We start from the raw sequence: 24,077 nt of genomic DNA, 5'->3' as shown, positions 1-24,077 counted from the left end.
ACTTTGCAGGGTTAACGTGTTTCTTGACCAGGCGTTGACCAAGCCTTGGTCCGTGCGTGGATCGTGAACTGCCGAAAGGGGGACGCATGTCGCAATCCCTCCAACCGTTCGCAGTAACGGCAACGTTCGCATGCGCGCACACGGTCAGTGATCCTCTGACCAGAGCTCACAGAGCTCAGCGGCCCTAGATCGCCGCGTCCCCCCACATCTGTCGTGCAAGCCCGACGCGCCGTCGCAGGCGCGCCAGGAGGAGTCACCACATATGCAGCCCCTCATCGACAACGCCCGTCTGTTCGGACAGCGCCCTGAGGAGTTCGCCAAGCTCGCCGAAGGGCAGTCCCCGCAAGTCCTGTTCATCACCTGTTCCGACTCCAGGGTCGTCCCGGCCCTGATCACGGGCGCCGGCCCCGGCGAGCTCTTCGAGCTGCGCACCGCCGGCAACATCGTCCCGCCGTACGCCTCGGAACACCCCACCAGCGAGGCGGCCACCATCGAGTACGCCGTCGAAGTCCTCGGCGTCAGCGACATCGTGGTCTGCGGTCACTCGCACTGCGGTGCCGTCGGCGCCCTGGTGCGCGGCGACGACCTGACCGCCGTACCGGCCGTGCGCGACTGGCTCGCCCGCGCCGAGCCGCGTCCGGCGGGAGCGGCCGAGGACCCGGCCGTCGCCGAGGGAGTACAGAGTCACGTCCTGGCGCAGGTGCTGCGGCTGCGCTCGTATCCGTTCATCGAGAAGAAGCTGGCGGACCGTCAACTCACGCTCCGCGCCTGGTACTACGAGGTGCATACGGGAGCGGTGCTGGAACACAGCGCGGACACCGACACGTTCGGGGCCCTGTGAGCATGAAGATGACCAACCACCCTCATCTGCGGCGGGACTTCGCCGCCTCCCTGGTCGTCTTCCTGGTCGCGCTCCCGCTCTGTGTGGGCGTGGCCGTCGCCTCCGGTGTCCCGGCCGAACTCGGTCTGGTCACCGGCATCGTGGGCGGCATCGTCACCGGTCTGATGCGCGGCAGCAGCCTTCAGGTCTCCGGACCGGCGGCGGGTCTGACCGTGCTGGTCTTCGAGGCGGTGCGGGAGTTCGGGCTGCCCGTCCTCGGGGTGATCGTGCTCGCCACCGGGGTGCTCCAGATCCTCATGGGCACCCTCAAGCTCGGCCGCTGGTTCCGGGCCATCTCGGTCTCCGTCGTCGAGGGCATGCTCGCCGGTATCGGCCTCGTGCTGATCGCCGGACAGCTGTACGCGATGGCGGACGCCAAGGCCCCCGCCTCGGGCCTGGGCAAGATAGCCGGGCTGCCCGGCGCGCTCGTGGACGCCCTCGGGGACACCGGGGCGCTGGCCTCGCTCGGGCTCGGCATCGGCACCATCGCCGTACTCGTGTTCTGGAAGCGGATGCCGGCGACGGTCCGTACCGTCCCCGGTCCGCTCGCCGCGGTCGGGCTGGCCACGCTCGCGGCCCTGGCGTTCTCGATGCCCGTGGCCACGGTCGAGGTGCAGGGCCTGCTGGGCTCCATCCAGCCGCCGTCCTTCAGCGCCTTCGGCGAACTCGCGGACATCGGCGTGCTCGCCACGATCCTCGCGTTCACGCTCATCGCGTCCGCCGAGTCGCTGTTCAGCGCGGCGGCGGTGGACCGGCTGCACGACGGGCCGCGTACCGAGTACGACAAGGAACTGGTCGCGCAGGGCGCGGGCAACGCGCTGTGCGGTGTGCTCGGCGCGCTGCCGATGACCGCGGTGATCGTGCGCAGCGCGGCCAACGTCCAGGCGGGCGCGCGGACGAAGGCGTCCCGGGTCATGCACGGCGTATGGCTGCTGCTGTTCGCGGCGCTGCTGCCGGGCGTCCTCGCGTACATACCGATCCCGGCCCTCGCGGGCATCCTGGTCTACTCCGGCGCCAAGCTGATCCCCGTACGGGAGATCGTGTCGCTGTGGCGCGAGCACCGGGGTGAGGCGCTGATCCTCGTGGTCACGGCGCTGTCGATCGTCGCGGTCAGCATGTTCGAGGGCGTCCTCATCGGTCTCGCGCTGGCGGTCGCCAAGACCGCCTGGGAGGCCTCGCACCTGAAACTGGAGGTCGTGGACAAGGGCGCGGGCCCGGTCCAGGCGTATCTGTCGGGCAACGCGACCTTCCTGCGGCTGCCGAAGATCCTCGACAGCCTGGAGGCGCTGCCCCAGGACCGTCCGGTGGAGCTGGACCTCTCCGGTCTGCACCACCTCGACCACGCCTGCCGTACGGCCCTGGAGAACTGGGCCGAGCGCCACAGCGCGGTCGGCACGGAACCGGTGCGGGTGACCGCGCCCTAGCGTGCACCCCTGGTGCCTGGTCCGTAGCCTCGGACCAGGCACCGGGCATATCGTTGCAGGAGCAGATAAAAGCCCTCCGATCGAGGGGGTGGGTCATGCTCCAGGAGCTGCTCACCGTGGCCGCGGCGGCCGGTTCGGCCGGTGTCGTCTATGTCGCCGCGGGGGCGCGGGTCGTCAAGCAGTACGAGCGCGGGGTGGTGTTCCGGCTCGGGCGGCTGCTGGACGACGTACGGGCGCCCGGGTTCGCGATGGTGATCCCGTTCGTGGACCGGATGCACAAGGTCAACATGCAGATCGTCACGCTGCCGATCCCCGCCCAGGAGGGCATCACGCGCGACAACGTGACCGTGCGGGTGGACGCGGTCGTCTACTTCCGGGTGATCGACGCGGCGAGCGCGCTCGTGAAGGTCGAGGACTACAAGTTCGCGGTCTCCCAGATGGCACAGACGTCCCTGCGTTCGATCATCGGCAAGAGCGAGCTGGACGATCTGCTCTCCAACCGCGAGAAGCTCAACGAGGGCCTGGAACTGATGATCGACAGCCCGGCCGTGGGGTGGGGCGTGCAGGTGGACCGGGTCGAGATCAAGGACGTGTCGCTGCCCGACGCGATGAAGCGCTCGATGGCCCGGCAGGCCGAGGCCGACCGTGAGCGCCGCGCCCGCATCATCAACGCGGACGCCGAGCTCCAGGCCTCGAAGAAGCTCGCCGAGGCCGCGAAGCAGATGTCCGAGCAGCCCGCCGCGCTCCAGCTGCGGCTGCTCCAGACGGTGGTGGCGGTGGCCGCCGAGAAGAACTCCACCCTCGTCCTGCCCTTCCCGGTGGAGTTGCTGCGCTTCCTGGAGAAGGCGCAGCAGGGACCGGCCGACAAGCCTGCCGACAAGTGACACGTGCTACGCGCGTGGTTCCCGCGGCCGGGCCCAGGTGATAGACACAGCGGCGTCACATCCTGTCCGCCAGCAGGAAGGTTGCTGCTCCATGTCCGCAACACGACGTCAGATCCTCGCCCGCTCCGGTGCCCTGGGGGCGGGCATCGCCTTCACCGGCGCCCTCTCCGAACTCTTCGCCGGGACCGCCGCCGCGGCCCAGAACCTCGGCCACACGGGCTACGGCCCCCTCGTCCCCGACCCGGACGGCCTGCTCGACCTGCCGGAAGGTTTCCGCTACCGGGTCCTCTCCCGTGAGGGCGACCAGCTCCGCTCCGGCGAGGGCAAGGTCCCCTCCAACCACGACGGCATGGCTGCCTTTGCCGGGCGTTCTGCCGGCAGAAACGGCCGGGTCCACCTGGTCCGCAACCACGAGAACCGGGTCACCGCGGCCATCCCCGTCCCGACGGTGGAGGGCCTCACCTACGACCCCGCGGGCAAGGGCGGCTGTACGGCCCTGACCCTCGACCGCCACGGCAACGTCCTGTCGGAGCGGGTCGCCATCGCCGGTACGGCGGTCAACTGCGCGGGCGGGCCCACCCCTTGGGGCACCTGGCTCACCTGCGAGGAGACCGAGGACAAGGCCGGCACCAACGGCTACACCAAGGACCACGGCTTCATCTTCGAGGTCGACGGCGCCGACCCGCACCGCTCGGGCGCGGTCCCGCTGACCGCGATGGGCCGCTTCCAGCACGAGGCGATCGCCGTCGACCCGTACCGGGGCATCGTCTACGAGACGGAGGACGCGTTCCTCAAGCCGTTCGGCCTGTTCTACCGCTTTCTCCCCAACCAGCCGCTGGGCGGCCCCGGTTCACTGCGCGCGGGCGGCAGGCTCCAGGCGATGCGGGTCCCGGGCGTACCGGACCTGTCGTCCATCCAGGAGATCGGCGCCACGTTCGAGGGCGTCGAATGGGTCGACGTACCGGACCCGCTCGCCGCCCAAACTCCGGTCCGCCTCCAGGACTTCGGCCCGAAGGGCATCACGCACGCACAGAAGCTGGAGGGCTGCTACTGGGGCGGGAAGTGCGTGTACTTCGTGTCGTCCTTCGCCCACAGCGCGGAGGGTTCGGCCGCCGACCACTTCGGCCAGATCTGGCGCTACGACCCCTCCTCGCGCCGCCTCACCCTGGTCATCGTCTTCGGCCCCGACACCGACATCCAGCTCCCCGGCGAGTCCCCCGACAACATCTGCCTCGCCCCCAGCGGCGGCCTGATGGTGTGCGAGGACGGCAACGGGGCGCAGCACGTCTACGGCGTCACACGGCGGGGCGAGGTGTACGCCATGGCCCGCGGCCGGCAGAACATCGGGACGCCGGAGGCGCCGGAGTGGGGTGAGTTCGCGGGCGTCACCTTCTCACCCGACGGCCGGACGATGTACGTCAACTGCTACACGCCCGGGACGACGTTCGCGGTGACGGGCCCCTGGCGCCGCTGACCCGCCGGAGGGCCGGGGCGCCTCAGAGGGCGCTGAGGAAGGACCGCACGGCGGCGGCGAAGGCCTCCGGCGCCGCCGTGTAGACAAAGTGGTCGGCGTCGAGCTCGGCGGACACCGTGCCGGGCCGGCGCTCGACCATCGCCTCGATCTGCTCGGCCGGGATGATGCCCTTGGTGCCGTGGACGAGCAGCGCCGGGCAGGTGGTGGCCGTCCAGTCGGCCCAGTGATCGCCGTGCACCCGCTCCTCGGAGTCGTACATCTCCTGCGGGTGGAAGGGCAGCCGCCAGCTCCCGTCGGGGTTCTCCCGCAGCCGGTCGGAGAAGTACGGCCCCGCCGGACCGAGGTCGGCCGCGAGTTCCTCCCGGCTCGGGGCGTCGTAGGGCAGGTTCAGCAGGAAACCGAACGGGTTCGAGCCGTCCAGGCCGAGCGAGGCGCACCCCTCGGCGTTGACGAGCGCCTCGATCCGCTCGGGGTGGCGGGCGGCGAACTGGTAGGCGTTGATGGCGCCGAGGGAGTGTCCGAGCAGGACGACCCGGTCCAGCCCCAGATGGTCCAGGAGCGCCAGGACATCGGCGAGATACCCCTCGCGCGAGTAGTCGTCGGCCCGGTCGGACTCACCGTGCCCGCGCTGGTCCGGCGCGATCAGCCGCCACTCGGGGGCCAGGGCCGCGGCGAGCTCCGCGAAGGTGGCGCCCTCCGACAGACGCCCGTGCAGGGCGACGAGCGGCCGGCCGGTGCCGCCGAAGTCGAGGTAGACGCTTATATAAGACGATTGTTCAGCGAAGACAATCCCAGGAACGACCGTTTCCTCCCGTTATGTTCATCCGGTGATCATTCGAGTACGACAAGCAGCGGCCGCCTGCGCACTCGGCGCCGCCGCCCTCACCGCCTGCGCCACCGCCCCCGAGGCACCCCGGACCGCCCACCAGGCCCCTACCGCGTCCACCCCCAGCTCCACCGCTCCCTCCCGTCCCCCGACCCTCGCCCCGGGCCCCGCCGGTCTCACCCCGGTCTTCAAGAACGGCCCCCGCACGGACGGCAGGACCGTCGCGCTCACCTTCGACGCCGACATGACGGCGGATCAGGGACCGAGGGCGGCGGCGGGCGAGCACTTCGACAACCCGCGGCTCATCGCGACGCTGAGGGCGATGAAGGTCCCGGCGACCGTGTTCATGACGGGGCGGTGGGCCGAGGAGTACCCGTCCCAGGCCCGCTCGATCGGACGGGACCCCCTGTTCGAGGTCGCGAACCACTCGTACAGCCACTACGCCTTCACCGGCGACTGCTACGGGCTCCCGACGGTGTCCCAGGACCGGATGCGCGCCGACGTCGAACGCGCGTACGCCGCCTTCCGTAAGGCGGGCGTCCCGAACGCGATGCCGTACTTCCGCTTCCCCGGCGGCTGCTACGACCGCGAGGCCCTCAAGGCGCTCATCCCGGCCGGTGTCACCGCCGTGCAGTGGGACGTGGTGAGCGGGGATGCGTTCGCGACGGACGCGGACGCGGTGGCGCGGCAGGTGCTGGAGGGCGTGCGGCCGGGTTCCGTGGTCGTCATGCACTGCACCCGCAGCGCCGCCCCGACGACCGAACGCGCGCTGCGCACGATCGTGCCGGAGCTGCGCGCGAAGGGCTACCGGTTCGTGAAGGTGTCCGAGCTGATCGGGGCGGGCGGCGGCGGGCGCTGACTGGTCGAGGGGGGCTGAAGGCGACCGCCCTACGCTGGAGGCATGAGAGAGGACTACTGCACGATCGGCGACGTCCCGAACCCGCCCGTCGCCGAGGGGCCGCCGTACGCGGAGTGCGTGCTGTGCCGAAAGCCCACGGAGTACCCGGAGTCGTACAAGGGGATCACCCTGTGCCCGGTCTGCGAGTGGCAGGAAGCCCAGCGCACGGCCTGCTCAGGGTGACCTCCTCGACGTCAGCGCGCAGGCCACGGCGGTCGCCCCGGCCATGGCCAGGACGGCCGCGCCCAGCGGCAGCAGCGGAACCGGCACCGAGCCCTCCCGCGAACCTCCGACCAGACCGCTGACCGCCGCCTGCGCCGGCGAGCCGGTCGTCACCACCGCCATGAGCGCCGCGAGCAGCATCGTCGGCACCGCCCGCCCCGGCGAACGCAGCAACGGCCAGGTCGTGAGCGCCCCGACGGCCGTACCGAGCAGGGCGCAGGCGAGCGCGGCGCACAGCCCGGCCGCACCGGCCGGGAGCCGCGGCACCCGGATCTGGTGGTCGGCGCTCACCGGATCGCTGATCAGCGTCACGACGAGGGTCGCGGCGGAGCCGAGGACCACCGCGGCGGCGAGTGCCACCAGCAGCGAGGCGAGATGCGCCCGCGCGGGCCCGACCGCCGCCGACACACAGGCGCGGGCCGCGGGCGGCTCGTTGGACACACAGATCCGCACCAGCCACGCGGCGACCGGCAGCAGCGCGGCGGCCGCGTACCCCAGCGAGTCGAGAATCGGCTGCCCGCTCTGCACCCCGACCCCCAGAAACACGAGGTACAGAATGAACGGCGGCAGCCACCGCTGCGAGCGCACGAGCAGAGCGGCCTGATAGCGGAGCAGCGCGGTCATCGGCCGCCTTCCTCTGTCTCGTCTGTCTCGTCGCCCACGCTCACCACATGCCACGACGGGCGCGCCGTCAGGAGCGTGCGCAGCAGCACGTCCGAGTGCGACGCGGGGACGGTGAGCCGGTAGATGCCGGGGGTCGTCTCGTCGGCGGTGGTGGCGGTGCGGAGCGCGTCCTCGGGCAGCCGTCCGCCGGGCGGCCCCTGGACGACGACGGTCGTGTGCGGGCCGGTGGGGGTGACGGTGTCGTCCGTCGTACGGCGGTGAAGTCCGCCCTCGTGTACGGCGTACGTCGCGTCCGGCACCCCCGCCAGACGGTTCGGATCGTGATCGACGAACACGACGGCGCCCCCTGCCGCGGTGCGCTCCGCGACGGCCCGCTCCAACTCGGCGCGGGCGTCGGCGTCCAGGCCGGTCCACGCCTCGTCCAGGACGAGCAGTTCCGGGTCGGCGAGGAGGGCCTGGGCCACGGCGACCTTCTGGCTGCTGCCCTTGGAGAGGTGGGCCATGGGGGTGTGGGCGTAGGGGGTGGCGCCGAAGCGGTCCAGGGTGTCGGAGGCGGCCAGCTGCGCCGAGGCGCGGGTGAGGCCGTGGATGGTGGCGAGGTGGGTCAAGTAGCCGAGGGCGGTGAAGGGGAGGGTGGAGGGGAAGCGTTCGGGGACGTAGGCGGTGCGGGGGTGGCCTTTGATCTTGCCCTCGGAGGGGGAGTCCAGGCGGGCCAGTACGCGCAGGAGCGTGGATTTGCCGGTGCCGTTCGGGCCTTCTATGCGGGTCAGGGTTCCAGGGGGGAGGGTCAGGTTGATGCCTCGTAAGACCCAGGGACCGCGTAGGCCGTAGCGGCGGCCCACGTTGGTCAGCTGTAGAGCGCGTTCCATGGTGGTCATGATGTCGTGTGGTGACTGACGGTTGTCTGTGGCTGGTCGCGCCCACGCGGCGGTAGCCGCAAAATCGATACGGCCCCGCGCCCCTTAGGGTTGGCTGATGTGAGCCCTGATTCGACGCCTCCCAGCGATAGTCCCTTCCAGCACTCGGCCACCGCCCGTGATCAAGCGCCGCAATTCGTGCTGCCCCTGGTGGTACGGATCGAGCGCACCGCGCCCCCCGCCCGCACCGATGCTCTTGAGACCGCCGCCCGTGCCGTGCTCGTCATGCTCAGTGACTCTCGGTCGCTCGGGGACGGGGAGTGGGCACAGGTGATGCGGGACTGGCAGGACGCTCGGATTCGGAAGGTCGTGCGGCGGGCCCGTGGGGGTGAGTGGCGGAAGGCTGAGGGGCTGCCGGGGATCACGGTGACCGGGAAGTCGGCCGAGGTGCGGGTGTTTCCGCCGGTGCCGTTGGACGGGTGGCCCAAGGAACTGGCCAAGCTTCAGGTGTCGGGGACCGATCTGGACGACCCCGAGCCGCCGGTGGAAGCCGGTCCCGGAGTGCCGGTGCTGTGGATGAGCCCGGACGTCGAGATGTCGGCCGGGAAGGCGATGGCTCAGGCGGGGCATGGGGCCCAACTCGCCTGGTGGGAGCTGTCGGAGGAGGAGCGGGCCGCTTGGCGGGATGCCGGGTTCCCCGTCGCCGTACGGACCGCCGGGCGGGAGCAGTGGGCTGAACTCGTGGGCAGTGGGCTGCCGTTGGTGCGGGATGCCGGGTTCACGGAGATCGCGCCGGGGTCCTGCACGGTCGTCGCCGACCATCCGGCTTTGCGGTGACGCGAGTTGAGGGGCGGGGCTGACGCGCACCGGGTCACTGTGCGGTGTGGTGGGTGTGGCGGAAGGCGCCAGGGGTCGTCCCTGTGTGACGGGTGAAGAACTTGCCGAAGTTGGTGGGTTCGGAGAAGCCGAGGCGGCGGGCGATGACCGCGACCGGTTCGTCGGTGTGGGCGAGCAGGCGCTGGGCCTGGAGGGCCACGCGGGCGTCGATGACCTGTTTGACGGGCTGTCCGGTGGCGGCGAGACAGGCTCGGCTGAGGGTCTTGACCGTGTAGCCGAGGAGGTGGGCGTAGTCCTCGGCGCGGCGGGTGGTGGCGTAGGAGCGTTCCAGTTCGGTGCGGAAGCGGTCGTAGACCTCGCCGTGCCGGTGTGCGTCGGCGTCCGTGCCCGGTGGTGGCAGGCGGTCGATGTGCAACAGCACGGTGGCCAGGAGGAGTTGGAGGATCTCCTGGGAAGCCGTGCCTTCCGGGCGGGTGAACTCGGCGCGGAGTCTGCTCAGCAGGGCTGACAGGGTCTCGTAGTCCTGGCCTGTGCCCAACTGTCGGCAGACGGGGCCGTACCAGTCGCGCACCAGGCGGTCGATGCCCGCCAGGCCGGGCGGGAAGGACGGGGTGAACAGCAGGAGGGTGCCCCGCAGGGTGCCGGGGCGGTCGAAGCGCTGGACCTGGCCGGGGCGGATCCACATCAGGGTGCCGGGGCGGCAGGGGTGGGTGACGAAGTCGACCGTGTGTTCCCCGCTGCCCTCCGTGATCAGGGTGACGGTGTGGAAGTCGACGCGGTGGACGCGCTGGAGGCTGCCGTCGCTCATGCGCTCGTGCAGGCTCGTCAGCTCGGTCAGCTCGAATCCTTGGACCGGGGCGGCGGTCGGGTTGAAGGTGAAACCCGGGATCGGCCCGTCCTGCGTGCCGGCGCCGGCTTCTCCGGCTTCGGAGGGCGGCATCGGAGACCTCACTCATGTCCGTTTTTGACCATCAGGGGTCTTCAGCGTATCTCGCCGATCCGTGGCGCGCGGGCGACAGTGGATGGCATGGCGGTTGGACCGGATACCGCCCGACCAGGGAGAAGCGCACCATGAACGGCACCGTCACGGTCATCGACAAGGGCACCGTCCGCGTCCACAGCTACATGGCACCCGACGACAGTCTGAATGTCACCACCCAGCTGATCGAGACCCCGGCCCGGATCGTGGCCGTCGACGCGCAGTACGCGCTGGCGTACGCCGACGAGGTCGTCGCCTATGCCGAGGGGCTGGGCAAGCCGATCGACCGGCTGGTCATCACGCACGCCCACCCCGACCACTTCCACGGCGCGGCCCGCTTCGGGGCGCCCGTGCACGCGCTGCCCGCCGTACGGGACCAGATCGCCGCCCAGGGCGACGCGCAGGACCCGAGCGGCACGCTGATCCCGGTCGCCGATGTCACGCCGACCGTCGAGATCACGCCCGGTGTCGAGGTCATCGACGGTGTGCCGTTCGTCTTCGAGGCCGTGGCCGGCGGTGAGGCGGCCGACGAACTCGTCATCAGGCTGCCCGAGCAGGGCGTCCTGGTCGCACAGGACCTCGTCTACCACGCCACCCATCTGTTCCTGGGCAACAACGACATCGACGGCTGGCAAAAGGCCCTCGACACCCTGGCCGCCGACACCTCCTACGACACGATCCTCGCCGGGCACGGGCTGCCCGCCACACCGGCCGTCTACACCGAACTGGGCGCCTACCTCGACGCCGCGCGCGAACTGCTCGGCGACGACGGCGAGGCGTACAAGACGGCGATCCTGGAGCGCTACCCGTCCTACGGCGGCCCGTTCCTCATCGACATCGGCAACCAGTACCTCTTCGACGCGCAGGGCGCCTGAACCGCCCTACAGGAGGAAGCGGGGCTGAACGTTCCCGCATCGCGCCCCGTACCTCCTGGCACTGGTGCCCGGAACCTCAAATGTTCCTCTGAACGACCGGGCGGAGGGATTCGGGACCGGGCACCGGGGCCATACCTCCGTCACGCCGGAAACAGTGGGCCGTCGAAGGGGACGACACAGCGGATCCAGGTGGAGCGGAGAGTCGGCCGGAGGAGGGGACGGGGACGATGGAGCGACTGGGCACGGGAATCGGGTGGCGGCCGGAGATCGCGGACGCCGTGGAGCGCATGCCGGGCATCGACTGGGTCGAGGCCGTGGCCGAGAACGTCTGCCCCGGACATCTCCCCGAGTCGCTGCTGCGGCTGCGCGAGCGCGGGGTGACGGTCGTCCCGCACGGCGTCTCCCTCGGCCTCGGCGGCGCCGACCGCCCCGACGAGAGCCGGCTGACGGCCCTCGCCGAGCGCGCCGAGGCGCTGGGCTCGCCGCTGGTCACCGAGCACATCGCGTTCGTACGGGCGGGCGGGCCCCTGACGGCCTCGCCGCGCCTGGAGGCCGGCCATCTGCTGCCGGTGCCGCGCACCCGCGACGCCCTCGACGTCCTGTGCGAGAACATCCGCATCGCACAGGCGGCCCTGCCGGTCCCGCTGGCCGTCGAGAACATCGCCGCGCTGATCGCCTGGCCGGGCGAGGAGATGACGGAGGGGCAGTTCCTGTACGACCTGGCCGACCGCACCGGGGTCCGGCTGTTGATCGACGTCGCCAACCTCCACACCAACCACGTCAACCGGGGCGAGAACCCCGCGGAGGCCCTCGCCGACCTCCCCCTGGAGGCCATCGCCTACGTCCACGTCGCCGGCGGCTTCGAACGGGACGGCGTCTGGCACGACAGCCACGCCCACCCCGTCCCCCGCCCGGTCCTCGACATCCTCACCGACCTCGCCTCCCGCGTCTCCCCGCCGGGGGTCCTCCTGGAGCGCGACGAGAACTTCCCCGAACCGGCCGAGCTGGAGGGGGAGTTGGCGGCGATCCGGGAGGCGCTGGCGAAGGGGAGCGGTGCGGCCGGGCAGCCCACTCGCTCGGCGGCCGGCCTCACCTCCGACGCCTCCCCCGCCCCCTCGGTGTCCGCCCCCTCCCCCGCCCGCCAGCGGCTCGCCCTCGCCCAGACCGCGCTGCTCTCCGCGCTCGTCGCCGGGACGCCGGTGCCCGAGGGGTTCGATCGGGTGCGGGTCGGGGTGCAGGCGCGGGCGCTGGCCGGGAAGCGGGCCGATGTCGTGGCGAAGGTGGCGCCGGAGTTGCCGGTGATCCTCGGGGCGGGGTACCGGGCCGCGTTCCTCGGGTACGCCCACGGGCACCCGATGACCGACGGTTACCGGCGGGACGCGCTGAACTTCGCCGGGTATCTGCTGGGCGCGGACGCGCACGCCGGTCTGCCGGAGGACTCGTCGGCGCGGGCCGAGTTGCGGGAGTGGTGGCTGGAGCGCTCGGGGTCGCGGCCGCGGTCGCACCGGCCGGGCGTACGGCTGGCGCGCGCGACCCGGCGGGTGCTGCTGCGCCGGTGACCGTCCGGGGGCGCCCCGCCGCCCACCGTCGGCCCGGACCGCAACGGGCGGATCCCGCCTACGTCGGCGGGAGGGCGGTGGCCAGACGCCCGGTCCCACCCCGTCCACGCCCGAGTGTGCCCGGAATAACACCACCGTCGCGACACATTCCCCACACACTCGATCCGGCACCCTTTGCGGTCATTTGCCCCCAACTCTCCCTCCGCCATTCGCCCTTGGTGTCCCGGATACAACCAATCGTCCCTGTACGGCAGTTGGCGTAGACCCCGCAGTAACATGCCAACCCCGCACTCGAATCTCATTAGCGTGCGGTGCCGTAACAGGAGGCACCATGCGACCGCGACCCCCCATCAAAGGCCGAGGCATCATCAGCGGCACGGGGATCATCATCACCGGCCTGACGGCGACGCTGCTGGCGTTGGTCTTCCCGCTCTGGTCGTACGCCGACCGGTCGGGCACCGGAGTCGACGTGCTCAACGCCGAGACCGTGTCGACGCAGTACGGGCCGCTGTCGGCACTGGACCGGGACTTCATCACCAAGGTCCGGCTGGCCGGGCTATGGGAGCTGCCCGCCGGTCAGCAGGCCCAGCAGAAGGGCACGACCGAGGCCGTACGGACGGCGGGGCGGCATCTCGTGGAGGGGCACACGTTCCTGGACGAGCGGGTCCGTGACGTCGCCGCGCAGCTGGGTCTGACGCTCCCCAACGAACCGAACGACCAGCAGAAGGAGTGGCTGGCGACCCTCGACGCGGCCCAAGGGGTCGACTACGACCGCCAGTTCGCCAACATCCTGCGCCTCGCCCACGGCAGGGTCTTCTCGGTCGTCGCCCAGGTCCGCGCGAGCACCCGCAACGCCCTCGTCCGTACCCTCGCCGACGACGCCAACTCGACCGTCCTGGACCACATCAAGATCCTGGAGGCCACCGGCTACGTCGACTTCGACGCCCTGGCCCAGGACCTGGCCTCCGCCAACCCTCCCCCGCTCACCCGCTCCCCGGCCCCACCCGGCCCGACGGCGAGCCCGTCCCCGGCCGTCCCGGTGACCCCGAGCTACTCGCTGCCCCCACCCGCCACCAGCCCGCCGCCCAGTGCGAGCTAAGGGGAACGTCACATACCGGCAAACATCCGTCCGGATTGTGAACAAGGCATGGCGCCGGTCAGACCATCTCGCATAGAACAGCGTCATGTTCTGGGTCCTTCTCCTGCTGCTGGCCTGGGCCGCCGCCGGAACCGCGTGCACCCGGCTGTGCCTGGCCGCCGTGCACGCCGCGGCCGACGACACCGACAAGGGGGTCGCGGGCCGCGGACACGACCTCACGCTGTACGAGGCGGCGTTCCTGTCCGGCGGCCCGCGCCGGGTCGCCGACCTCACCCTGGTCTCCATGGCCCGCCAGCGCCGGCTGCTGCTCGCGCACACCGGCTGGGCGACGGTCGTCGACCCGCGCGGCCGGGACGAGATCGAGCGGTCCGTCATAGGGGCCATCGGGCCGGAAGGGCAGTCCCGTATCGCCCCGGTCCGGGACGCCGCGGCCACCGCCGCCCCCGTACGCGGCCTCGCCGACCGTCTCGTCCGCGCCGGACTCGCCGTGCCCGACGGCGCGCGCACGTCGGTCGCGGCCGCCGTCCGCCAGGTGCAGCTCGCCGCCGTCGCCGTCCTCGCGCTGGGCGCGACCGCGCTGCTGTCGCCCGCCCCGTCGGAGATGCCGCGCCATCTGGTCGCCCTCTGGTTCGCGCTGCCCCTCGCGCTCACCCTGAGCTGCCTGGCCATCGCCCGCATCGAGGTCCACCCTTACTCGCGCTGGGCCTCCCCCGCCGGCCAGCGGCTGCTGGGCGCCCTGGCCCGGCGGACGAGCGGCGGCGACGACCGTACGTACCTCACCACCGTCGCCGTACGAGGCGTCCGCGCCGTCGGTGAACCCGGCCTGCGGGCGGCCTTCGCCGACCGCGAGCAGCACTGGCGCGCCGGTCACACCAGGGGCGCATAGGGGGCATTGGCGCCGACACCGGCTTGACAGTGCTTGCCTTCGCCCACAACCGAACGAAACATCCCTTTTGTTGCTGCCGTGCACCGAAAGGGAAACGCGATGAGAGCCCCCGCCCCCGCCCTCTACTCGGCCGCCGGGTCCTTGCTCCTGACAGCCCTCGCCGCCGCCCCGGCCGGCAGCGCCTCGGCCGCGCCGGGAGCGCCGGGCGCGTGGGGCGCTCCCGGCGCGGCCGAGCGGCTCGGCACCGCGACGGCGGCCGCGGTCGCCCGTGCCGAGGGGATCGCCTTCGGCAAGTGCGCCGCGGTCGAGGATCTGCCGGGCAACGTCCAGTGCGGCACGGTCTCCGTCCCGCTCGACTACGCCGACCCCGGCGGCAAGCAGATCAGACTCACCGTCAGCCGGGTCCGCGCCACCCACAAGGACCCCGCCAACAGCAAGCGCAAGGTGCCCCGGCAGGGCGCCCTGGTCTACAACCCGGGCGGCCCCGGCGGCTCCGGCATGTACTTCCCGATCATCGGCGTCATGCCCGAGTGGAAACGGCTCGCGGCGGCGTACGACCTCGTCGGCTACGCCCCGCGCGGGGTGGGCCGCTCGGCGCCGCTGTCCTGCCAGGACCCCAAGCAGTTCTACAAGGCGCCCTCACAGGCACCCACGCACCCCTCCGAGTCGTACAAGCGCGAGCGCATCGCGCAGGCGAAGGCGTACGCGCGCGGCTGCGCCAAGCGGGCGGGCAGCTCGCTGCGGCACTACACCTCGCTCAACAACGCCCGTGACCTGGACGTGCTGCGCGCGGCGCTGGGCGAGGAGAAGCTGACGTTCATGGGCGCGTCCTACGGCACCTACTTCGGGGCGCTGTACGCGACGCTGTTCCCCTCGCACGTGCGGCGGATGGTGTTCGACTCGGCGGTGAACCCCGACCCCGCGCAGATCTGGTACCGCAACAACCTCGACCAGTCCGCCGCGTTCGAGGGGCGCTGGGCGGACTTCCGGGAGTGGATCGCCAAGCACGACAAGGTGTACGGGCTGGGCGACACGGCGGAGAAGGTGCTGCGCAGCTACGAGCGGGCCGCGGCACAGCTGGCGGCCGAGCCGGCGGGCGGCAAGGTGGGGCCCGGGCAGTTGCAGGGGGCGTTCCTGTCCGCCGGGTACTACGACGACTACTGGCCGCACCGGGCGGAGGCGCTGTCCGCCTATCTCAAGGGCGACCCGAAGCAGCTGATCGCGCAGGCGGGGCCGCATCCGGAGGCGGCGAAGGAGGCCGAGAACGCCAACGCGGTCTACACGGCCGTCGAGTGCAATGACGCGTCCTGGCCGACGGACTGGAAGGTGTGGGACCGGGACAACACGCGGCTGGCCCGGGTGGCGCCGTTCGAGACGTGGGACAACGTGTGGATGAACCTGCCCTGCGCGTACTGGCTCGCGCCTCGTCAGCAGGTTGTCGATGTGCGGACGGGGCCCGGGGAGTTGCCGCCCGTCCTGATCCTGGCCGCCGAGCGGGATGCCGCCGCGCCTTATCAGGGGGCGTTGGAGATGCATCGGCGGTTGTCGGGGTCGGTGCTGGTGACCGAGCGGGATGCCGGGACGCATGGGATTGCCGGTGGGCCCAACCGGTGCGTCAACGGGTACTTGGACGCGTATCTGTTGGAGGGTCGGCTGCCGGTACGGCGAGCCGGTTGTGCGGGGCATGCTGAGCCGAAACCGCGAGCTGCCAAGTAAGGCCGTCGGGAAACTGCGGACCGGTTGGGGCTGGTCGCGCAGTTCCCCGCGCCCCTGAAAGCCCTAAGCGAGCCCGGCGACCAGATCAGCCACGGACTTCCTGCGGCCCGTGTAGAACGGGACCTCTTCTCGGACGTGCATGCGGGCCTCCGAGGCGCGCAGGTGGCGCATGAGGTCGACGATGCGGTAGAGCTCGTCGGCCTCGAAGGCCAGGAGCCATTCGTAGTCGCCGAGGGAGAAGGAGGCGACCGTGTTGGCTCGGACGTCCGGGTAGCCGCGGGCCATCTTGCCGTGGTCGGCGAGCATGCGGCGGCGGTCCTCGTCGGGCAGGAGATACCAGTCATAGCTGCGCACGAAGGGGTAGACGCTGACGTAGTTGCGGGGCGTCTCGTCGGCGAGGAACGCCGGGATGTGCGAGCGGTTGAACTCGGCGGGGCGGTGCAGCGCCATGTTCGACCAGACCGGCTCCAGGGCGCGGCCCAGCTTGGTGCGGCGGAAGAGGTTGTACGCCTCCTGGAGCTGGTCGGCGGTCTCGGCGTGCCACCAGATCATGAGGTCGGCGTCGGCGCGGAGCCCTGACACGTCGTAGGTGCCGCGGATCGTGACGTCCTTGGCGGCGAGCTGGTCGAACAGCTCCTGGACCTCGTCGGCGTAGCCCGCGCGGTCCTCGGGGAGGACGTCCTTCAGCTTGAAGACGGACCAGAGCGTGTAGCGGATGACCTCGTTGAGGTCCTTGGCCAGCTTGCCCTTGTTCGGGATCCGGCCGGCCTCGGGGGTGGGGGCGTCGTTGCTCATGGTCCTTATTCTCCTGCTCCTTCGTGCAGACTCTGCACCGGGTTGGCGGTGAGCTCCTGCACACCGCGGTCGTCTCCGTGGATCCGGTCGACGGCCGCGTACGCGCTCGCGATGCACGCCGGGATGCCGACTCCGTCGTACTGGGCTCCGCAGACCGCGAGGCCGGGGAGCTTGGCCACGTGGTCGCGGATGCGGGCCACGCGCGCGTGGTGGCCGACGGGGTACTGGGGCAGGCCGTCGGTCCAGCGGGTGACGCGGGTTTCGAGGGGGGTGGCGTCCAGGCCGGTGGCCGCCTTCAAGTCGTGCCGGGAGACGTCGACCAGGTCTTGGTCGTCGCGCTCCAGGATCGCGGTCTCGGCGTAGCGGCCGACGGAGGTGCGCAGGACGACCACGTCCGGGTTCTCGTCGGCGATCCAGCCCCACTTCTGGGAGGCGAACGTGGACGCCTTGATGGTGCGGCCGTCGACGGGTGGGACCAGGAAGCCGCTGCCCTCCGGGAGGGCGGTGTCGGTGCGGCGGTAGGCCAGGGTGATCAGGGCCATGGAGGCGTACTCGACGCCGGCGAGTTCGGCGGCGGCCTCGGGGGCCTCGGCGCGCAGGAGGTCTGCGGCAGCCGGTGCGGGGGCGGCGACGACGACGGACGCCGCGTGCAGGACGCGGTCCCCTGCCACGACCCGCCAGCCCTCGGCACCTTCGCGGCGCAGCTCGGTCACCGGCGTCCCGGTCAGGATCTCGCCGCCCCGCGCGCGTACGGACTCCGCGACCGCGAGCGGCAGGCTGCCCACGCCGCCCTCGATGCCCATGAACACCGGGCCGGTCTGCTGGTTGGCCGCCGCCTTGGCCTGGATCTCGCGCACGGCCTCCGTGAGGGAGGTGTGCGTCTTCGCGGCCTGGAAGAGCTGGGGCACGGCCGAGCGCATCGAGATGCGGTACGCGTCGCCCGCGTAGACCCCGCCGAGGAGGGGCTCGATCAGCCGGTCGACGACCTCGCGGCCCAGGCGCTCGGCGACGTACGCGCCCACCGCCACGTCGTCGCCGACCTCGGTGCGCGGCAGGTCGGCGTCGCGCTCGATACGGGCGAGGCCCTCGTCGGAGAGGACGCCGGAGAGGGCGGAGGCGGTGCCGGGGACGCCCATGACATGGCCCTTGGGCATGGGGCGCAGGGCGCCGCGGGTCCAGATCGAGGCGGTCGCGGTGGCGGGGGGCTGGAGGCGGTCGTCGAGGCCCACTTCGCGCGCGAGGGCGACGGCTTCCGGTCTGCGCGCCAGCATCGACTCGGCGCCGAGGTCCACGCGCGCGCCGGCGATCTCGCCGGGCAGCAGCTTGCCGCCGACGCGGCCGGACGCCTCCAGGACGGTCACCCGTGCCCCGCGTTGCAGCAGCCGGTGCGCGGCGGCGAGGCCCGCGATCCCGGCTCCGATGACGACGACGTGCTCCGTCGTACCTGATCCGCTCATGGCTCCACCCTCTCAGACGCCACTGACACTCCGGCCAGGGCCTCATGGCCTGTCCGAGTCCCGACCGTGACCGCATCGGAACCGTTCCGCCCCAACGTTCCGGTGCGGCCGGGCGTCGAAGGGGCGTCAGTCCGTCACGACCCTCGGGGGGTACGCCAGATGCGCGCACGACGTTCCGTACGACCTGTTCAGGCCCTGGCCGGCCTTCTGCTGGCCGCGGCCCTCGCCCTGACCGGCTGCTCCGGCGCGAGCGACTCGGACTCGGGCAGCGGTTCCGACAAGGCCGGGCAGGCGGACGCCAAGGAGGCCGCTCCGGGCGGCGCAGCGGACGGCTCGGGCGGCGGCGCCAAGCAGGCCACCACGGCGCCCAAGCTCCCGACCAGCCACATCATCCGCACCGCCGAGCTGACCGTGCAGGTCAAGGACGTGCCGAAGGCGCTGGAGGCGGCCCGGACCACCACGGAGAGCGCGGGCGGTTACGTCGGCAAGGAGTCCACCTCCCGCGACGAGGAGGGCGCCGAGGAGACGCAGGTGACGCTGCGGGTGCCGGTCGACCGGTACGAGGAGGTCCTGGCCGAACTGGAGGGCTCCGGCAAGCTCCTGGAGCGCACGGCGAACGCGCAGGACGTCACCGATCAGGTCGTCGACGTGGAGAGCCGGATCAAGACGCAGCGGGCGAGCGTGGCCCGGATCCGCGAGCTGATGGACCAGGCCACCAAGCTGAGCGACGTCGTCACCCTGGAGGGCGAGCTGAGCACCCGTCAGTCCGACCTGGAGGCCCTGCTGGCCCGCCAGGCGTCCCTCAAGGACCGCACGAGCCTGGCCACCATCACGCTGTCGCTGTCCGAGAAGCCGGTGAAGAAGGCCGCCGAGGACGACGACCCGACCGTCCTCGACGCCCTGTCGGGCGGCTGGGGCGCGTTCGTGTCGATGCTGCGCTGGATCGTGGTCGCCCTGGCCGCGGTGCTCCCCTTCGCCGCGGGACTCGCCCTGATCCTGCTGATCTGGCTGCGCTGGGTACGCCCCCGCCTGCCCCGCCGCCCGGCCCCGGCAAGCGTGTCGACCGCCCTCGGCCCGCTCCCGACCGCCTACCCGGCGCCGCGACCCCGGACCACCGAGGAGCAGGGCGAGGAGCGGGGCAGCGAACAGGACTGAAATGCCCTGCCCCCTCAAGACCCTGCCCTCACATTCCCGCCTGCCCCGCGGCGCCCGCCCTTCGGGCGGACGACCGGAATGTGAGGGCAGGGCCTAGCGTGTTCGCATGAACATGAGCGCTGCGAGCGAACGACTGGTCGTGATCGGCGGTGACGCCGCGGGAATGTCCGCGGCGTCGCAGGCGCGTCGGCTGAAGGGGCCCGGGGAGCTGGAGATCGTGGCGTTCGAGCGGGGCCACTTCAGCTCCTACTCGGCGTGCGGCATCCCGTACTGGGTGGGCGGGGACGTCGAGGAGCGCGACGAGTTGATCGCCCGCACGCCCGAGGAGCACCGGGCCCGCGACATCGATCTGCGCATGCGCACGGAGGTCACGGAGATCGACGTGGCCGGGCAGCGGGTACGCGCGCGTGATCTCGATTCCGGGGCCGAGTCCTGGACGTCGTACGACAAACTCGTGATCGCGACCGGGGCCCGTCCGATCCGCCCTGACATGCCGGGCGGGGACGCGCCGGGGGTTCATGGGGTGCAGACCCTGGACGACGGGCAGGCGCTGCTCGACACGCTGGCACGCACGCGTGGGCGCAAGGCGGTGGTGGTCGGGGCCGGTTACATCGGCGTCGAGATGGCCGAGGCCCTCATCAACCGCGGGTACGAGGTGACCGTCGTCAACCGGGGCAGCGAGCCGATGTCGACGCTCGATCCGGACATGGGGCGGCTGGTGCACGAGGCGATGGAGGGCCTGGGGATCACCATGGTCGACGACGCCGAGGTCACCAAGGTCCTGACGGGCGAGGACGGACGGGTCCGCGCGGTGGCCACGGAGGACGCCGAGTACCCGGCGGACGTGGTGGTGCTGGGGATCGGGGTGCGCCCGGAGACCGAGCTGGCCAAGGCCGCCGGTCTGCCCGTGGGGCGCTACGGCGGGCTGCTGACCGACCTGGCCATGCGGGTGCGCGGGCACGAGAACATCTGGGCGGGCGGGGACTGTGTGGAGGTCCTCGACCTGGTCTCCGGCCAGGAACGACACATCGCGCTCGGCACCCACGCCAACAAGCACGGGCAGGTCATCGGCGCCAATGTCGGCGGCGGTTACGCGACCTTCCCCGGCGTGGTCGGTACGGCGGTCAGCAAGGTCTGCGATCTGGAGATCGCACGGACGGGACTGCGCGAGAAGGACGCGCGCAGGGTGGGCCTTCAGTTCGTGTCGGTCACCATCGAGTCGACCTCCCGCGCGGGGTACTACCCGGGCGCCTCCCCCATGACGGTGAAGATGCTCGCCGAGCGCCGCACGGGGCGGCTGCTCGGCGTGCAGATCGTCGGCAGGGAGGGCGCGGGCAAGCGGGTCGACATCGCGGCGGTGGCGCTCACGGCCGGGATGACGGTGGAGCAGATGACGGCCCTGGACCTGGGCTACGCCCCGCCCTTCAGCCCGGTGTGGGACCCGGTCCTGGTCGCGGCCCGCAAGGCGGCGCTGAAAGTGCGGGCCTCCTGACGGCTACGCCGAGCCGTTGATCCGCTCGATGGCCTGGCGGGCCTGATCGGCGGGCGGCCGGGGCGGCAGGGAGGAGACGGAGGCGCTCGGCGCGGCGACCGCCGGGGGCTGCTCCCCCGCCGGTTTCGCGTGCGAGGCGGTCCGCGTGGACCGCAGCCGGTGGCTCACCGCCTCGTCGAGGGTCACCGGCCGCTGCATCTGCGAGGCGAGCCGCCCCGCGTCCTGGCCCAGCCGGGCCACGTCTTCCCAGGGCAGCCGCAGCACCACCGCGACTTCCGCCTCGCCGTCGGGCAGAGCGTGGATCGGAGGAGTAACTCGGTCGTTCATCGCCTGTTCCTCACGTTCATCCCGCGACCCGCCTTCCCCGTGCCGCGGGCGGTTGAGGAGTCATACGCACGCGCGCGTACCGGCGTTCACCGATTTGCCCGCCGCATCCCGGGCAGTACTTCCTTGTGGTCATCCCCGTCCATGACGTGAACCCCGTGCGCCGCACCCCAGTGGTGACGTATGCGCTCATCGCCGCGAACGTGCTGGTCTTCCTGTACACGCCCGGCCTCGCCGGTTCCGTGGCGGGGGACAGCAGCCTGTCCCAGCTCTGTCATCTCCAGGCGTTCCTGGACCACTACGCGGCGGTGCCGCAGGAGCTGATCCACCATCAGCTGCCCAGGGTGGTCCCCACGGGCGACGTTGGCCCCGGCGGCGCGGGCTGCGCGGTCGGCCCGCCGACGTACGACAAGTCGCCCGTGCTGTCCGTGTTCACCGCGATGTTCCTGCACGGCGGCTGGCTGCATCTGCTGGGCAACATGCTGTTCCTGCTGATCTTCGGCAACAACGTCGAGGACCGCATGGGCCATGTGCGCTTCGCGCTGTTCTACGTCGTCTGCGGCTACGCGGCGTCGTACGGCTTCGCGCTGCTCAACGACGACTCGGGCGACCCGCTGATCGGCGCGTCCGGGGCGATCGCCGGGGTGCTGGGCGCCTATCTGGTGCTGTATCCGAAGGCCAGGGTGTGGGTGCTGGTCCCGTTCCTGGTCTTCCTGCCGCTGCGGCTGCCGGCCTGGCTGGTGCTGGGCTTCTGGTTCGTGCTCCAGGCGGTGTACTCGTCCGGCGAGGGCGTCTCCGACGCGGGCACGGTCGCGTACGCGGCGCACGTGGTGGGGTTCCTGGTGGGCATGGTGCTCGCCTGGCCGCTCAAGGCGGGCACGATCCCGCCGCCGGAACCGCGCGGCCTGCTGTTCGGCAGGAAGGCGCGGCCCCGGCACACGTGGTGACCCTTTTGAAAAGCCCTAGCGGGCCGTCCGCGTGTGGACGTACTCCACGAGCCGCGTCAGCGCGTCCGGGTCGGTGGAGGGCATGACGCCGTGGCCGAGGTTGAAGATGTGGCCTTCGAGGTCCTTCGCCGTCTCCAGGACCTCGCGGGTCTTGGCCTCGACGGCGTCCGTGCCGGCGAACAGGACGGTCGGGTCGAGGTTGCCCTGGAGTGCCTTGCCGGGGCCGATCCGGCGGACCGCCTCGTCGAGCGGGACGCGCCAGTCGACGCCGACGACGTCCGCGCCGGCCTCGCCCATGAGCTTCAGCAGCTCACCGGTGCCGACACCGAAGTGGATGCGCGGGACGCCGTACCCGGCGACCGCGTCGAAGACCTTCGCGGAGTGCGGCAGCACCGAGTTCGTGTAGTCGGCCGGGGAGAGCGCGCCGGCCCAGGAGTCGAAGAGCTGGACGGCGCTGGCGCCCGCCTCGATCTGGACCTTCAGGAAGGCCGCCGTGATGTCCGCGAGACGGTCGAGCAGATCGGCCCAGAGCTCGGGGTCGCCGTACATCATCGCCTTGGCGTTCTCGTACGTCCGGGACGGACCGCCCTCCACGAGGTAACTCGCGAGGGTGAAAGGCGCGCCCGCGAAACCGATGAGCGGGGTGGCGCCGAGCTCGCGGGTGAGCAGGCCGATCGCCTCGGTGACGTAGGAGACGTCCTCGGGGGTGAGGTCGCGCAGCTGGGCCAGGTCGGCGCGGGTGCGGATCGGCTTCTCGACGACCGGGCCGACGCCGGGCTTGATGTCGAGGTCGATGCCGATGGCCTTGAGCGGGACGACGATGTCGCTGAAGTAGATCGCCGCGTCCACGTTGTGCCGGCGCACCGGCTGGAGGGTGATCTCGGTGACCAGCTCGGGTCGCATGCAGGACTCGAGCATCGGGATGCCCTCGCGGACCTTGCGGTACTCCGGCAGTGAGCGCCCGGCCTGCCGCATGAACCAGACGGGGGTGTGCGGCACGGGCTCGCGTCGGCAGGCCCTGAGGAAGGCCGAATCCTGGACTGCGTCGCGCGTGGCGGCCGGCGACTGGGCCGTGGGGGTCTCGTTGGCACTCACGGGGAAAGTCTCGCACGGTGCCGGAACCGACAAGCCCGCGTACCCCAAGAGGGGTGTCCCTCCCTGCACTAAGCCCCCGTTCCCCTTAATCTTCCCCGCATGGCTGCGGCTCAGGGACGACTGTCGGACGGCGCTGGCGGAATGGACGACGCGAAGGAGGGGGAGCGCAATGCGGGCGATGATGCTCCGCCGGCCTTCCGGGCTGCGGTCGACGCGCTGAGGGCCGCGCGGCTGCGGCCGCAGATCGAGATGGAGACCACGCGCGCGCCGCAGCGGCTCGCGCCGTTCGCGTACGCGCTGGAGGCGACGGTCGTCGACGGCGACCAGGATCTGGCGGACGGCCGGCTGGTGCTGCTGCACGACCCGGACGGGCACGACGCCTGGCGGGGCACGTTCCGGCTGGTGACGCTGGTGCGCGCGGAGCTGGAGGCGGAGATGGCGGCGGACCCGCTGCTGCCCGACGTGTGCTGGTCGTGGCTGACGGGCGCGCTCCAGGCGCGTGGCCTGGCGTGCGGCGAGCCGAGCGGCACGGTGACGCGGGCCGGCTCCCACTATTTCGGGGGACTGTCCGAGCGTCCGTCCACCTCTCAGATCGAGATCCGGGCGTCCTGGACGCCGCGCGAGGGTCTGGGCGGGGTGCCGGACACGGCGGGGCATCTGGCGTCGTGGTGCGATCTGCTGGCCCAGGTCGCGGGGCTGCCGCCGGCCGGTCCGGGGGACGCGTCGGTGGTGACGCTGCCGCAGCGACGGGGTCCGCAGTCCCGCTGACGTC

The 24,077-nt window shown here is 71.7% G+C and carries 24 protein-coding genes; 16 read left to right on the top strand and 8 right to left on the bottom strand.

Features of this window, described 5'->3' with window-relative positions; genetic code table 11:
* Positions 1-262: 262 nt before the first annotated feature.
* From ABZ928_RS01335 to ABZ928_RS01320, 4 genes are all read left to right on the top strand, one after another.
* Complete coding sequence (locus ABZ928_RS01335) at positions 263-841, top strand: carbonic anhydrase (RefSeq protein ID WP_361514384.1); 579 nt, start codon at positions 263-265, stop codon at positions 839-841.
* A gap of 8 nt (positions 842-849) precedes the next feature.
* Positions 850-2,304: a SulP family inorganic anion transporter gene (locus ABZ928_RS01330; protein WP_361514906.1), complete on the top strand. Its 1,455-nt coding sequence runs from the start codon at positions 850-852 to the stop codon at positions 2,302-2,304.
* A 95-nt stretch (positions 2,305-2,399) separates the two neighbouring features.
* The gene (locus ABZ928_RS01325) at positions 2,400-3,188 is read left to right on the top strand and encodes an SPFH domain-containing protein (RefSeq protein WP_361514383.1); all 789 of its coding nucleotides are present in this window, start codon (positions 2,400-2,402) and stop codon (positions 3,186-3,188) included.
* 91 nt (positions 3,189-3,279) lie between these two features.
* Positions 3,280-4,662, top strand: coding sequence for a PhoX family protein (locus ABZ928_RS01320; protein WP_361514382.1), 1,383 nt, complete (start codon positions 3,280-3,282; stop codon positions 4,660-4,662).
* Positions 4,663-4,684: 22 nt separating this feature from the next.
* Here the strand turns inward: ABZ928_RS01320 and ABZ928_RS01315 are convergent, their stop codons facing one another.
* Positions 4,685-5,377 (bottom strand): alpha/beta fold hydrolase, encoded by a 693-nt coding sequence (locus ABZ928_RS01315; RefSeq protein WP_361514905.1) that lies wholly within the window; start codon positions 5,375-5,377, stop codon positions 4,685-4,687.
* A gap of 112 nt (positions 5,378-5,489) precedes the next feature.
* On the opposite strand from ABZ928_RS01315, the gene ABZ928_RS01310 reads away from it, so the two are divergent.
* Both ABZ928_RS01310 and ABZ928_RS01305 read left to right on the top strand, forming a co-directional pair.
* Positions 5,490-6,347, top strand: a complete 858-nt coding sequence (locus ABZ928_RS01310; protein ID WP_361514381.1) for a polysaccharide deacetylase family protein — start codon at positions 5,490-5,492, stop codon at positions 6,345-6,347.
* Between the two features lie 42 nt (positions 6,348-6,389).
* A complete protein-coding gene (locus tag ABZ928_RS01305) occupies positions 6,390-6,569 on the top strand; it encodes a hypothetical protein (protein ID WP_361514380.1) in 180 nt (59 codons plus the stop codon).
* On the opposite strand, the gene ABZ928_RS01300 is transcribed toward ABZ928_RS01305, so the two are convergent.
* Together ABZ928_RS01300 and ABZ928_RS01295 are read right to left on the bottom strand one after the other, a co-directional pair.
* Positions 6,561-7,232 (bottom strand): ABC transporter, encoded by a 672-nt coding sequence (locus ABZ928_RS01300; protein WP_361514379.1) that lies wholly within the window; start codon positions 7,230-7,232, stop codon positions 6,561-6,563. The genes ABZ928_RS01305 and ABZ928_RS01300 overlap by 9 nt on opposite strands.
* A complete protein-coding gene (locus ABZ928_RS01295) occupies positions 7,229-8,101 on the bottom strand; it encodes an ATP-binding cassette domain-containing protein (RefSeq protein ID WP_361514378.1) in 873 nt (290 codons plus the stop codon). Before ABZ928_RS01295 ends, ABZ928_RS01300 begins: the two co-directional genes overlap by 4 nt.
* A gap of 108 nt (positions 8,102-8,209) precedes the next feature.
* Here ABZ928_RS01295 and ABZ928_RS01290 point away from each other — a divergent pair, with 108 nt between their 5' ends.
* Positions 8,210-8,926, top strand: a complete 717-nt coding sequence (locus ABZ928_RS01290) for an aminoacyl-tRNA hydrolase (RefSeq protein WP_361514377.1) — start codon at positions 8,210-8,212, stop codon at positions 8,924-8,926.
* Positions 8,927-8,960: 34 nt separating this feature from the next.
* Here the strand turns inward: ABZ928_RS01290 and ABZ928_RS01285 are convergent, their stop codons facing one another.
* Entirely contained in the window at positions 8,961-9,866 is a 906-nt protein-coding gene (locus ABZ928_RS01285) for an AraC family transcriptional regulator (protein WP_361514376.1), read from the bottom strand.
* A 131-nt stretch (positions 9,867-9,997) separates the two neighbouring features.
* Between ABZ928_RS01285 and ABZ928_RS01280 the strand changes: the two genes are divergently transcribed.
* The 5 genes from ABZ928_RS01280 (at position 9,998) to ABZ928_RS01260 (ending at position 16,040) form a co-directional block, all read left to right on the top strand.
* Positions 9,998-10,780, top strand: a complete 783-nt coding sequence (locus tag ABZ928_RS01280; RefSeq protein WP_361514375.1) for an MBL fold metallo-hydrolase — start codon at positions 9,998-10,000, stop codon at positions 10,778-10,780.
* A 227-nt stretch (positions 10,781-11,007) separates the two neighbouring features.
* Positions 11,008-12,339: a DUF692 domain-containing protein gene (locus ABZ928_RS01275; protein ID WP_361514374.1), complete on the top strand. Its 1,332-nt coding sequence runs from the start codon at positions 11,008-11,010 to the stop codon at positions 12,337-12,339.
* Positions 12,340-12,670: 331 nt separating this feature from the next.
* Positions 12,671-13,438: a DUF4142 domain-containing protein gene (locus ABZ928_RS01270; protein WP_361514373.1), complete on the top strand. Its 768-nt coding sequence runs from the start codon at positions 12,671-12,673 to the stop codon at positions 13,436-13,438.
* 85 nt (positions 13,439-13,523) lie between these two features.
* Positions 13,524-14,324 (top strand): TIGR04222 domain-containing membrane protein, encoded by an 801-nt coding sequence (locus ABZ928_RS01265; RefSeq protein WP_361514372.1) that lies wholly within the window; start codon positions 13,524-13,526, stop codon positions 14,322-14,324.
* 99 nt (positions 14,325-14,423) lie between these two features.
* A complete protein-coding gene (locus ABZ928_RS01260; RefSeq protein WP_361514371.1) occupies positions 14,424-16,040 on the top strand; it encodes an alpha/beta hydrolase in 1,617 nt (538 codons plus the stop codon).
* Positions 16,041-16,103: 63 nt separating this feature from the next.
* On the opposite strand, the gene hemQ is transcribed toward ABZ928_RS01260, so the two are convergent.
* A complete protein-coding gene (hemQ, locus tag ABZ928_RS01255; protein WP_030605776.1) occupies positions 16,104-16,835 on the bottom strand; it encodes a hydrogen peroxide-dependent heme synthase in 732 nt (243 codons plus the stop codon).
* A gap of 5 nt (positions 16,836-16,840) precedes the next feature.
* Positions 16,841-18,292 carry a protoporphyrinogen oxidase gene (hemG, locus tag ABZ928_RS01250; protein WP_361514370.1) on the bottom strand — a complete coding sequence of 484 codons (1,452 nt, stop codon included), beginning with the start codon at positions 18,290-18,292 and terminating at the stop codon, positions 16,841-16,843.
* Between the two features lie 159 nt (positions 18,293-18,451).
* Here hemG and ABZ928_RS01245 point away from each other — a divergent pair, with 159 nt between their 5' ends.
* Both ABZ928_RS01245 and ABZ928_RS01240 read left to right on the top strand, forming a co-directional pair.
* A complete protein-coding gene (locus ABZ928_RS01245) occupies positions 18,452-19,447 on the top strand; it encodes a DUF4349 domain-containing protein (RefSeq protein WP_361514369.1) in 996 nt (331 codons plus the stop codon).
* Between the two features lie 106 nt (positions 19,448-19,553).
* Positions 19,554-20,939: an FAD-dependent oxidoreductase gene (locus tag ABZ928_RS01240; protein ID WP_361514368.1), complete on the top strand. Its 1,386-nt coding sequence runs from the start codon at positions 19,554-19,556 to the stop codon at positions 20,937-20,939.
* Positions 20,940-20,942: 3 nt separating this feature from the next.
* Here the strand turns inward: ABZ928_RS01240 and ABZ928_RS01235 are convergent, their stop codons facing one another.
* Positions 20,943-21,266, bottom strand: a complete 324-nt coding sequence (locus tag ABZ928_RS01235) for a hypothetical protein (protein WP_361514367.1) — start codon at positions 21,264-21,266, stop codon at positions 20,943-20,945.
* A gap of 125 nt (positions 21,267-21,391) precedes the next feature.
* On the opposite strand from ABZ928_RS01235, the gene ABZ928_RS01230 reads away from it, so the two are divergent.
* The gene (locus ABZ928_RS01230) at positions 21,392-22,210 is read left to right on the top strand and encodes a rhomboid family intramembrane serine protease (protein ID WP_361514366.1); all 819 of its coding nucleotides are present in this window, start codon (positions 21,392-21,394) and stop codon (positions 22,208-22,210) included.
* Positions 22,211-22,225: 15 nt separating this feature from the next.
* On the opposite strand, the gene hemE is transcribed toward ABZ928_RS01230, so the two are convergent.
* Positions 22,226-23,305 (bottom strand): uroporphyrinogen decarboxylase, encoded by a 1,080-nt coding sequence (hemE, locus tag ABZ928_RS01225; RefSeq protein ID WP_361514365.1) that lies wholly within the window; start codon positions 23,303-23,305, stop codon positions 22,226-22,228.
* 99 nt (positions 23,306-23,404) lie between these two features.
* On the opposite strand from hemE, the gene ABZ928_RS01220 reads away from it, so the two are divergent.
* Positions 23,405-24,073 (top strand): DUF3000 domain-containing protein, encoded by a 669-nt coding sequence (locus tag ABZ928_RS01220; RefSeq protein WP_361514364.1) that lies wholly within the window; start codon positions 23,405-23,407, stop codon positions 24,071-24,073.
* The last annotated feature ends 4 nt before the right edge of the window (positions 24,074-24,077 follow it).

Origin of the sequence: Streptomyces sp. NPDC046909, from assembly GCF_040644695.1 — a bacterium.
GTDB lineage: Bacteria > Actinomycetota > Actinomycetes > Streptomycetales > Streptomycetaceae > Streptomyces.
The sequence above is the reverse complement of the archived record's forward strand: the minus strand, read 5'-3'. Positions and strand labels throughout refer to the sequence as shown.